Annotated in this window: 11 protein-coding genes; 8 read left to right on the top strand and 3 right to left on the bottom strand. The window is 31.0% G+C overall.

Translation table 11 applies throughout. The features are described 5' to 3' along the window. The 8 genes from KKE07_02910 to KKE07_02875 all read left to right on the top strand — a co-directional run. Positions 1 to 260, top strand: a 260-nt coding sequence (locus KKE07_02910; GenBank protein ID MBU4269805.1) for a hypothetical protein, incomplete at its 5' end; no start/stop codon positions are given. Positions 261 to 271: 11 nt separating this feature from the next. Then, complete coding sequence (locus tag KKE07_02905; GenBank protein MBU4269804.1) at positions 272 to 1,003, top strand: hypothetical protein; 732 nt, start codon at positions 272 to 274, stop codon at positions 1,001 to 1,003. Positions 1,004 to 1,029: 26 nt separating this feature from the next. Further along, on the top strand, positions 1,030 to 2,463 hold the full coding sequence (locus KKE07_02900; GenBank protein MBU4269803.1) for a glutamate--tRNA ligase: 1,434 nt from the start codon (positions 1,030 to 1,032) through the stop codon (positions 2,461 to 2,463). Between the two features lie 14 nt (positions 2,464 to 2,477). Further along, positions 2,478 to 3,446, top strand: coding sequence for an ACP S-malonyltransferase (gene fabD / locus KKE07_02895; GenBank protein ID MBU4269802.1), 969 nt, complete (start codon positions 2,478 to 2,480; stop codon positions 3,444 to 3,446). A gap of 13 nt (positions 3,447 to 3,459) precedes the next feature. Next, positions 3,460 to 4,200 (top strand): 3-oxoacyl-ACP reductase FabG, encoded by a 741-nt coding sequence (gene fabG, locus KKE07_02890; GenBank protein ID MBU4269801.1) that lies wholly within the window; start codon positions 3,460 to 3,462, stop codon positions 4,198 to 4,200. Positions 4,201 to 4,219: 19 nt separating this feature from the next. Continuing rightward, positions 4,220 to 5,743, top strand: a complete 1,524-nt coding sequence (locus KKE07_02885; protein MBU4269800.1) for a hypothetical protein — start codon at positions 4,220 to 4,222, stop codon at positions 5,741 to 5,743. Between the two features lie 27 nt (positions 5,744 to 5,770). After that, positions 5,771 to 7,213 (top strand): hypothetical protein, encoded by a 1,443-nt coding sequence (locus KKE07_02880; protein MBU4269799.1) that lies wholly within the window; start codon positions 5,771 to 5,773, stop codon positions 7,211 to 7,213. Between the two features lie 181 nt (positions 7,214 to 7,394). Then, the gene (locus tag KKE07_02875) at positions 7,395 to 8,441 is read left to right on the top strand and encodes a hypothetical protein (protein MBU4269798.1); all 1,047 of its coding nucleotides are present in this window, start codon (positions 7,395 to 7,397) and stop codon (positions 8,439 to 8,441) included. Between the two features lie 62 nt (positions 8,442 to 8,503). Here KKE07_02875 and fabF read toward each other — a convergent pair whose 3' ends face one another. The 3 genes from fabF to KKE07_02860 all read right to left on the bottom strand — a co-directional run bounded on the left by fabF (position 8,504) and on the right by KKE07_02860 (position 11,094). Next, positions 8,504 to 9,799, bottom strand: coding sequence for a beta-ketoacyl-ACP synthase II (gene fabF, locus KKE07_02870; GenBank protein MBU4269797.1), 1,296 nt, complete (start codon positions 9,797 to 9,799; stop codon positions 8,504 to 8,506). Further along, positions 9,780 to 10,028 (bottom strand): acyl carrier protein, encoded by a 249-nt coding sequence (gene acpP / locus KKE07_02865; protein ID MBU4269796.1) that lies wholly within the window; start codon positions 10,026 to 10,028, stop codon positions 9,780 to 9,782. The genes fabF and acpP overlap by 20 nt, the downstream gene beginning before the upstream one ends. A gap of 145 nt (positions 10,029 to 10,173) precedes the next feature. Continuing rightward, positions 10,174 to 11,094 (bottom strand): undecaprenyl-diphosphate phosphatase, encoded by a 921-nt coding sequence (locus KKE07_02860; protein MBU4269795.1) that lies wholly within the window; start codon positions 11,092 to 11,094, stop codon positions 10,174 to 10,176. Between the last annotated feature and the right edge of the window lie 285 nt (positions 11,095 to 11,379).

The raw sequence follows: 11,379 nt of genomic DNA, 5'->3' as shown, positions 1-11,379 counted from the left end.
GCATCGGACGCGGGTGCGAGCCATCGGTGCGCCACCCCCTTGATGATTTCCTCCACATCGTATCCAAAGAAAACATGCAAAGGCAGCAAGTGAAGCTAATAGTTCAAAAGAAGTTCAGGAAGTTTCAGCTGAATCAAAAGAAAAGTAGTAATTTTTTTATACTAAAGTTAAAACCGTCCGGTTATTTTATGATGCTATTGTTAATTATATGCGAACATAAAAAATTAGACGGTTTTTTTATTGCTCAAAATTTCGAGTAAAGGAAGAAGAGATGTTTTTTAAATTTTCTAAAAATCCATTGGTAGATAAAATTAAAGAAATTTTTGAATTTTTGAATAAAAATAAAAAACAAGCCATTTATTGGTTTGCAGGCTTTTTAGTGTTTATTCTTGTGACTGTTGGATATATTGTGTACAGATCAGGTGCCGATAAAAGGGCTTATAAAGATTTGATAAAATCCATGGCGGTTTTTGACGGTAAGGTTGTAACAACAGTTACGGATGGTGCTTTGAATGAAAATGAATTTAAAACTGAAGCTGAAAAATGGGAGCGTGTAGTTTCTGTTTTTGATGATATGTATAAAAAACATAAACGCTCAGGTATAGCTCCAATCTTTCTATCCTATAAAGTTGATGCTCTTATTAATTTATCAAAATTGGCACCGGCAATAGAGGCTCAAAATTTGTTATTAAAAATTATTCCTAATAAATCAGCATTAAAGCAGTACAATAAAATTAAATTGGCTTTGATGCAGATTGATTCCGAAAAAGATGAAAATATTAAAAATGCCATAGAAATTTTAAATAATATTGCACTTGATAATAATAATATTGCTCAGGATCAAGCATTATATAGACTTGGAGAATATTATTGGTATCGAAAAGATTACACTCAAGCTGCAAATTTTTGGAATCAATTAACAATTAAATTTGGAAAAAGCTCTGCAAAGCCATCAATTTGGGTCGATTTGGCAAATCCAAAGTTAAAAACCATTACAGTATAAAATTTGATGATTTAAAAGGGTTTTAAATGACCGATAATAAAAAAATAAGAGTTCGTTTTGCGCCTTCTCCAACGGGGCATTTGCATATAGGAAGTGTTCGAGTTGCAATTTTTAATTGGCTTTATGCAAGACATAATAATGGCACATATTTAATGCGCGTTGAAGATACCGATTTGCAAAGATCGACTAAAGAATTTCTAAATTCTCAACTTGACAGTCTTTCTTGGCTTAATATTATGCCTGACGAGCCTATTGTTTATCAAATGTCCAGGGTCGAAGAGCATAAAAAAATTGTACAAAAACTTTTAGAATCAGGTGATGCATACCCATGTTTTTGCGATCCTGAAGAACTTGATAAAAAAAGAGCTGAACGCGAAGCCTTAGGTAGAGCCTATAAATATGAAGGTACATGTAGAAATAAAAAATATACTCAAGAAGATTTACAAAAACCGCATGCAATAAGATTTAAGGTTCCGGAAAATCTTGGATTTCTTGAGTTTGACGACATGATAAGAGGTGTTGTCCGAGTTGAAAGTGATCAACTTGATGACTTTATTATTTTAAGACGCGATGGAGCCCCAACATATAATTTTGTTGTAGTTGCTGATGATATTTTTATGCAAATTACTCATGTAATTCGCGGCGAAGATCATATTTCAAATACGCATAAGCAAATACTTATTTACAAAGCATTAAATACACAGATTCCAAAATTTGCGCATTTGCCTTTAATATTAGGGGCTGCAGGTAACAAGTTAAGTAAAAGAGATGCATCGGTAAGTGTGCAAGAATATAAATCACAGGGTTTTTTAGCAGATACAATTTTTAATTATCTTGTTCGGCTTGGTTGGTCTCACGGTGATCAGGAACTTTTTACTCGCGAAGAAATGGTGAAATATTTTGATTTTGATCATGTCGGTAAAAAAGGTGCAATATTTGATATCAAAAAATTGGAATGGATGAATGGCGTTTACCTAAGGGCTTTGACGACAGATCAACTTTTAGATTCCATAAAACAACTTGATCAAAACTATTTTGAAAAAATACAAAAGCATTGGTCAAAAGATCAATTAAATTTATTATTCGATCAATATAAACAAAGAGCCGTAAAACTTTTAGATATAATTTTAGATATAATTTCTTTTGCTAATGATCCGGTAACTTTGGATTTAAATTTGATTGAAAAATGGCGAACTGAAAAAACAGTAGACTTATTGACAGCTTTTTTGTTAGAACTTAAAAAAACTAATGATCTTAGTCATGATAATTTATTGCAACTTGCTACAGCGGTGGTTGAAAATTTTGGATTAAAGCTGGTTAATTTGGCACAAATATTACGTCTTGCGCTTACAGGAAAAATTTTTAGCCCCGGAGTTTTTGAGTTGATAAATATTTTGGGCAAAGATCGATCTGCTTCACGAATTAGTTTTTTGATTGAAAAATTAAAAGATAATAACTAGCATTGGAGATTGTAATGAAAATAGGGATGATTTTCCCCGGCCAAGGTTCACAATATCTTGGGATGGGAAAAGATTTTTTTGATTCCGAGAGAGCTGTTCAAGAACTTTTTGATTTTGCATCAAATTGTTTGGACCAAAATTTTGTTCGCCTTTGTTTTGCATCATCTGAAAAAGAATTACAAAATACTGTAAACGCTCAAACTTCGATATTTTTGGTAAGCGCATCTATTTATAAAACATTAAAAGACAAATACAATATTGTTCCAAGTATAGTTGCCGGGCATAGCCTTGGCGAATATTCTGCCATATTTGCAGCAAACGGTATAAGTTTTGCAGATGCTTTATATTTGATCAAAAAACGATCATTGTTTATGGATAAAGCTACAGAAGAAAAACCTGGAACAATGATATCCGTTATTGGTATTCCGGAAATGGTTTTAGACGGTATTTGCAAAAGATATCATGAGCCGGAAAATGGCAAGGTTGCTCAAATTGTAAATTTTAATTCTCCCAATCAGTTGGTTGTTTCGGGAACAGCTTTTGAGCTTGGTCAGGTTGAACTTGATGTCAAAGCAATATCCGGAAAAGTTATTCCTTTAAATGTTGCCGGAGCATTTCATTCAAAACTAATGGAAGATGCTGCAAAGGAATTTGCTTCTTATATGCTTAAAGTTGATTTTAAAGATCTTGATGTTTCGTTAATTAATAATTGTGATGCAAAAGAGATTAAATTGGCAAACGACGTAAGGGATTCTTTAATAAAACAATTGAATTCTCCCGTACTTTGGTGGCAATCGATGCAACATTTTAAAGATTTGGATCTGATTATTCAGGTTGGACCGTCCGATAAATTGGCTCGTATTTTAATGCGTGAGTGGCCGGATAAAAAAATTATTGCCATAAACAAACCGGTAGATATACAAAATCTTTTTAATTTGCTTGATCGAAAAATGCCTGTGGATCTTAGTAATAATCATAATTAGGAAAAAACAAATTATGTCACATGTGAAAAATTCTATTGTTACAGGCGGAGTAAGTGGAATTGGTTTGGAAATTGTAAATTCATTAAAAACACGTGGTGATAATGTTTTTGTTTTTGATATTTTTGATGCCGATTCAGATCAAGTAAAAAATTTAATTAATAAAAAAATAAATTATTTTCAAGTTGATATATCAAACATATCTTTAATAGAAAATGGTTTTAAATCTGTTTTTAAAATTATAGATTCTTGTGAAAATAAAAATTTGGATTTACTTGTGAATAATGCAGGAATTACACGTGATGGTCTTGTAATAAGATTAAAAGAATCTGACTGGGACACTGTTTTGAATATAAATTTAAAAGGTTCTTTTTTTTGTGCGCAGCAGGCGATAAAAAAAATGATAAAACAAAATCAAAGTTATATCATAAACATAAGCTCAATTGTTGGGATTACGGGGAATATTGGGCAGGCAAATTATGCTGCAAGTAAAGCCGGAGTTATTGCTTTAACCAAAAGTATTGCTGCAGAATACGGCAGTAGAAATATTTTAGTAAATGCCATAGCCCCTGGTTTTATAGAAACAGGATTAACTGAAAAATTACCACAAGATGTGAAATCCAATATCTTACACAGAATAAGTCTTAAAAGATTTGGTAAAACTTGTGATATTGCCAATTTGATTTTATTTTTATCAAGTGGTGATGCAGATTATATTACAGGACAAGTAATTGGAGTGGACGGAGGTCTTTTTTAAAAAATATTTAGGAGAGAGAATGAGAAAAAAAATTTTATTATTACTTATTTTTATATCTGGTAATTTATTTTCAAAAGATTATTCAGATAAAAATTATTTAACAACAAGACCAATACTTTCCAATTTGGCTATGCAATATACAACATGGAATACAAATTTATATAGAAAGCCGGATGCTTTTTATAATGGATCGATACAGATTGTACCATTCTATCAAGAATCCAATAATAAAACCGATATAGGAAACTATTTTGGTTTTGATTGGACAGCCTCCAGGGGTATTGAAAATATCATAAGCGTAGCACCGGCAGATTCAACAAAAGTTTTTGCATCAAGAAAAATAATACATTCTCAGGATGGTTCTAAAAATACACTTGCGGCCAGCTATTACATGGATCCCAAACAAACAGCTTATGGTGCACGATTTGATTATCACCAAGATTTGGATAAAATTTTAGATGGATTATATTTTCGTGTTTCAACACCAATCGTTGAAGTTAAAAATCATGTAGATATTTCTATAATTGGTAATGAAACAACTTCTCAACTTAATGATATAGCAAAAGATTATTCTTTTTTAGATTATCTTTCAGGCAATATTGAAAACGTTGTTAGTGCAAATAACCTTCAAGAGCAATTAAAATATGCAAAGCTTGATAGCAATCCGCATTCCAGTTCAGGTTTTGCCGATATTGATATTCGTTTGGGTTGGAAATATTTATATAAAAGAAAAGTACGATCGAGTTTAAATGTTTCACTTTTGGTTCCAACAGGTAAAACGCCAAATGGTGAGTGGTTATTTGAGCCGGTTCATGGTAATGCCCATCACTGGGGCATTGGTGCCGGATTGGATGTTAATTTAGTTTTGTGGCGACATGATAACAATTATATAGAATTTGCGGTTGTTGGTGATTATAAATATTTATTTCAGGGCATAGAAAAAAGAACTGTTGGAATTTTTGATCCAAATCCAAATTTAGCTTCAAAAACTATAATAAAAGGTGGACAATATGTTCTTGCAGGACAAAATGGTCAAAATGGTGTTTTTCCATTGGCAAACGTCTTAACTCAAGATATTAGAGTCACACCCGGCAGCCAATTTGACGGAATTGCAAATTTAACTTTTAACTTTTTAAATTGGATTTTCGATATTGGGTATAATTTATATTTAACCGAAAATGAAAATGTTTCTTTAAAAAATTATTGGGAAAACGATAAATATGCAATGGCCGGTGTTTCTTATATTACCACTAACAATTTTGACACTATTTATAATGTCAATAATGCCCATGCCTCGGTTTATGATACAACGGGACTTGTTAGCGAAACAAGCAATGTTGCAATTCAATCAGATTATTTAAATTTGAGTTCTGTAGCTACTCCAAGTTTGACTTCACATAAAATATACGCTGCTCTTGGTTATCAATGGAACAAATGTAAATATCCTGCAATGCTTGGGATTGGTGCTTCTTATGAATTTGCATCGAATAATTCTGAGCTTGAGGGTTATGCCGTTTGGGCAAAAGCAGGACTTAGTTGGTAAATTTAAAAGAATAAAAGGGAGAATTTAATGAAAAAGATTCAAATTTTATTACTAAGTTTTGCTGTATTAGGAGCTAATGCATCTACTGCAACAAGAAGAACTATGTATACTTCAAGACCTGTTGTTGACGATATGGCAGTTCTTAACACAGGGTTTAATAACCGATATAAAAGTAAAATTGAAAAAAATTTAAATTTTACTTTTCAGGCTGCAGCATTTGCAAAAAGTTCGGTAAATGGCAACGATTTGGGAAAATATTTTGGTGTTAATGGCAAAAATACAATAAATATTGAATATGCCGCTAATCTTGGATCTATAATTGCAGACGATACTAAAGATGTTTGGAACCGTTTTTTAGTTCACAGATACAATGGTGTTAATTCGGATAAAATTAGAGCTCATATGGAATTAAGTCCAAAACAAGAAGTTTTTGGCGCCATATTGGATCTATTTGGTTTTCTAAATGATCCGCTTAAAAAAACTTATTTTCAAATAACATCTCCAATTGTTTATGTTTCAAATGACTTAAACTTAAAGTACACAGATACGACAAGTTACTATACAGACATAGAAACTTTTTTTAATGGGCAAGTTGTAAATGAAGCAGATACAAACAATAGTCAAGATCAGTTACAATATTTAAAAATTATGCAAAAAAATAGAACCGCTTTTGGTGTGGCAGATGTTGATGCAAAGTTTGGTTATAGATTGATAGAAAATAAATCAAGACATGTCTATTTAAGTGCATTGTGTACAATACCTACAGGTAATAAACCTAAAAGCGAATACTTATTTGAACCAATATATGGTAATTCAAATCATTTTGCACTTGGTTGGAATCTTGATACAGCAATGCGTTTTTGGAAAAGTACGAATCATCAAGGTTGGGGATATTTTACTTTAACTCATAAATATCTTTTTGATGGAACTGAAAGAAGAACAATTCCACTAAATACTGATTCTTATCCGTTTGGTCATTATTATTTGGCCGGTAAAATTGGTGCCGCTGCAGGCACTGCTTTGGTACCGCTCGCTAATATCTTAACTCAAGATATTCGTGTTCGTCCGGGTAATCAAGTAGAAGCTTTGGCCGGGTTTCAATTTAAATCAAAACGCTTTGCACTTGATGCAGCATATAATTTATTTTTTAAAGAGAAAGAGGCTGTAAGTTTAAAATCAACTTGGCAAGATAATAATTATGGCATAGCACAATCTACATTTGACGTATCGGCAAGCTTTTTATTGGCAAATGCTTTAAACGGTAAAGCTATTAATAACTCAGATTTAAATCTATCAGGTGCAGCAACACCAAACCAACTTACACATAAATTTTTAGGAGTTATTTCTTACTTGTGCTCTCAGTCGAACAGACCGGCAAATTTAAGTTTGGGTGCATCCTATGAATTTACAGACGATAATCATTCTATAGAATGTTACGAATTTTGGCTAAAAGCAGGGATTTCTTTTTAAAAAACTATAAAAATATTTAAATTTTGATGGTCATAAGCAATTTTCTATTGTTTATGACCATTTTTTGTTATTTAAAGGCTTAAAAGTTACGTTTTTAGTGCCTTTGTTTCTATTTTCCATAGTATTATCATTAATACATAATAGTATATTGAATTTCTACTAGTTTTTATGGAGGTTTATTATGAAAACTAATAAAGTCATTTTGTTTGGTTTGTTCGTTGCAAATATTGCATTTAATACCTTTGCAAAAAGTCCGGCAAATAGAAATTGTGTAAAAAGAACAACTCCTGTTGTTGAGAATAGAACAAACGAAACACCAGTAGTTCCTGTAATAGATTTAAAACAATATCAAGATGTAGATGAAGAGGCTGCTCTTGCAATAGCATTAAATGAATCAATAAGAACAGCAAATGAAGAAGTTAAATCTCGTCAACAGACTGAATTTAATAAAAATATTATAGAGCAAGATATTCAAACTCAAAAAGTTGAAAATAATGTTAAAACAGTTTCAGCTCAAGATAAAGCTTTCGCTGATATCAGTAATTTAAAATTAGAAAATAAACAAATTAAAAACAGACCAAGTAAATTAGTTAAAACGCTTGTTTATATTGGATATGCATTACCTATAGCATATAGTTTGGCTTGGGGTATTTATGCAAACCAAGATTTAATTCCGGCTTCAGTTATGAATTGGTTGGAAAAATCACCGGAGGCTTTAAAAATATTTGTTAACAGTATATTCTTATCAAACGGTCAAATTCAATATGGTTATGATTTTGTAAGAGATAGAATAAAAACTTTTTTAGTTGCATTATCTACAAAATCCGGATCATTTTTGAATACTGCAAAAATATTTGGTAACAATAAATATGTTGCTGCTAAAGAATTAGGTCCTAAGTTTTTAAACTCTAATTTTTATAAAACTATAAAATATAATAAACTTGATACAGTAAAAAAATTAGCTAAAATAATTATGCTAAAAGAATTAGGTTCAAAAGCTTTGAATGCAACAAAAAGATTTGGTTTAAACAGTTTTAATACAGCAAAAGAATTAAGTACAAAAACTTTAAATGCAACAAAAAATATGTATGGCAAAATTAATAATTGGTATACATCAAAAATGTTTGGTGAGTTATTTGATAAAAATAATTCGATATTGGTTGCTACAAAACAACCAGTTTGTTCAAATAATATAATGAATATATTTAGAGTTCCAAACATTCAATAATATTTGAATTTAATTAAAATAAAAAAGGCTCCGAAGAAATTCGGGGCCCTTTTTTTATTTGCTCAAAATTTTTTAAAAACCAAAACAGAATTACCACCACCAAAACCAAAGCTATTTGAAATGGCATAATCAAAACTTTTAGATATCGCTTTATTTGGTGTATAGTCCAAATCGCATTCCGGATCCTGATTTTCCAAGTTTATAGTTGGCGGTAAAATTTGATTTTTTAATGCTAAAATCGAAAATGCCGCTTCAGTTGCTCCGGCAGCACCAAGTAAATGCCCCGTCATGGATTTGGTGCTACTTATATGAGCGTGATTTATATTATCCGGGCTAACATGAGAACCAAAAACTTTTTTTAATACCAACGTTTCAAGCTTATCGTTCATTTGAGTTGATGTGCCATGCGCATTAATATATCCGATATCTTTTAAATTTATATTTGCGTCATCAAGCGCAATTGTTATTGCCTGCTGTGCGCCAAGGCCTTCAGGATGCATTGCTGTAATATGATATGCGTCAGCCGTTGCTCCATATCCTATAATTTCACCATAAATTTTTGCATTGCGAGCTTGTGCCAAATCAAGTCGTTCCAAAACCAAAATTGCAGCACCTTCCGAAAGAACAAAGCCTTCGCGATCTTTATCAAAAGGTCTACTTGCTTTTGTCGGATCGTTAAAATTTTTACTTGAACAAAGTGCACGCATATTGCCAAATGCAGATATTGCCAATTGCGTTACACAACTCTCAGCACCTCCTGAAAGCATGTAATCAGCATAGCCATCGCGAATTGTGCGAAATGCAAAACCTAAAGCATCAGCGCTTGAAGAACATGCATTTACCATTGCACCAATTTGTCCCTGCAGATTGAAATCCATAGAAAGCCAGCCTGCAGCTTGATTACTGATAGATCTTGGTATTAAAAATGGAGAAACTTTTTTGGGTCCAGAAGAAATTAAATCTTTTAGCGAATCTTCAATTGTTTTTATTCCGCCAACACCAACGCCAAGCATGCAACCAAAGCGTGTACGATTTTCAGGATAATTTTTAGTTAATTTTGAATCTTGTATTGCCTGATAGCCAGCTATCATTGCAAGATGTATAAACCTATCAGATTTACGTTGTTTGGCTAAATCAAAGTAATTATTTAAAATTTCTTGTTCGTTTTTTACAAGCCCTGCAAAATTATATGGGAACTCTTTATAATTTTGCCCCCAAAAATTATCAGGTAAAAAGGAAATGCCGGATTTACCGGCAATTAAATTATTCCATACAGTGTTGGTGTCGTTACCTAAAGGATTTACAAGTCCTATTCCGGTAACTGCAACTCGATGTTTTTTATTTTGTTCTTGCTTCATGAATATGATTTACAGCATCTTGAACTGTTTTGATTTTTTCCGCATCTTCATCTTTTATTTCTATACCAAAGAGTTCTTCAAAACTCATAATTATTTCAACATTATCAAGAGAGTCTGCACCTAAATCTTTAAATGTAGCTTCAGGTTTTATGTTACTTTCTTGAATGTTTAATTTTTCTGCAATAGTAAAAACAACTTTTTGCAATGTATCTTCTTTTGAAAATGCCATTATCTCGGCCTCCTAAATAAAAGCAATTGTAAAACTTTGTAATAAAACATTAATAATATATCAAAGTATAAAAAAGCCAAAAGTTTTTTTTCGTAGGGGACTCTGTTTAAGAGAAATCTACATCCCCCGTAAATTTAGGGACACCCTAAAAACCCGAAAAAATACGACTTAACTCGCGCTCCCCAAAATGTTTCAAAATAATAAAAACAAGTATTGTTATTGGTATAATCATATAATAAAAAAAATAATGTAATTTATTTGCTAACGCTAATCTTTTTACAAAATAAAAAATTATCGCAGAAATTATTGTGCTGATAGCTATTGCAAAAAATAGTAAAAAAGATAATTGATCATTTATTTTATTTATGTGATAAACACCCAGTAAAAATCCTGCAGATATCAACGGTAATTCAAGCAAAAATGTAATTTGAAAAGCTCTTTTTGGTGTAAAATTTAAAAATCGTGATGCCGCATATACCGATGCAAATCGAGATATGCCCGGAAAAAGGGCAAGCCCTTGAATAATGCCAAGTATTAAATATTTTGCAAAGATGTTTAGATCCACTGTCATGCTGTTGATGACAGTTGCTTTGTTTAGATTTGTTAAGTGCGATTTGTGGCTACTTTGTCTTTCTTTAAAACTTAGTAAAAATAAAAATAAAGTCGTAACACAAAAACCTATTAATAAATGTATATCTGTTCCAAACCATTCTTTTTTTTCCAAATAAAATTTAAATATAAACCAGATTAATGTTGTAATTGCATTTGATATTGCAACGAGTGTTATTATTTTAAGAAATATTTTTAATAATTTTTTATGGCTGTCAAATTTGGCAAACATTTTTTTGTTGTAAGTGCTTGTTGCTAAGCATTTGGCTAACGGGAACCATTCTTTATAAAATATTATCAATAATATTAATATTGTCGGACCGTGTAAAAAGTAATCAAAATATTTGGGCATAGTAGTTTGAAAAAATTTTTCTGCCAATAATAAATGCCCGGAGCTGCTTACAGGTAATGATTCTAAAATCATTTGTAAAAAAATTATTATAATTAAATATATCATTTTTCGTATTCCATATATTTTTTAAAAATTTATATTTTAAGTTTTAACATAAAAAGATAAAAAGTATTTCAAGATTTTTTTAAAAAATATTTTTTTTCGATATGCAGAGTGACAGACAAAAAGCGGAGTTTTTCCCAGAAATAAAACCTTTTTACCAAAGCCCCCCATCGATAAAATTTGATGCATTTTTATGCAATTTTTAAAAAATATTTTTATAAAATTAAAAAATTTTAAATACTTTTTATCTTTTTATGTTAAAACTTAAAATATAAATTTTTAAAAAAT

It is taken from the genome of Candidatus Dependentiae bacterium, assembly GCA_018897535.1.
GTDB lineage: Bacteria > Babelota > Babeliae > Babelales > UASB340 > UASB340.
The sequence above is the reverse complement of the archived record's forward strand: the minus strand, read 5'-3'. Positions and strand labels throughout refer to the sequence as shown.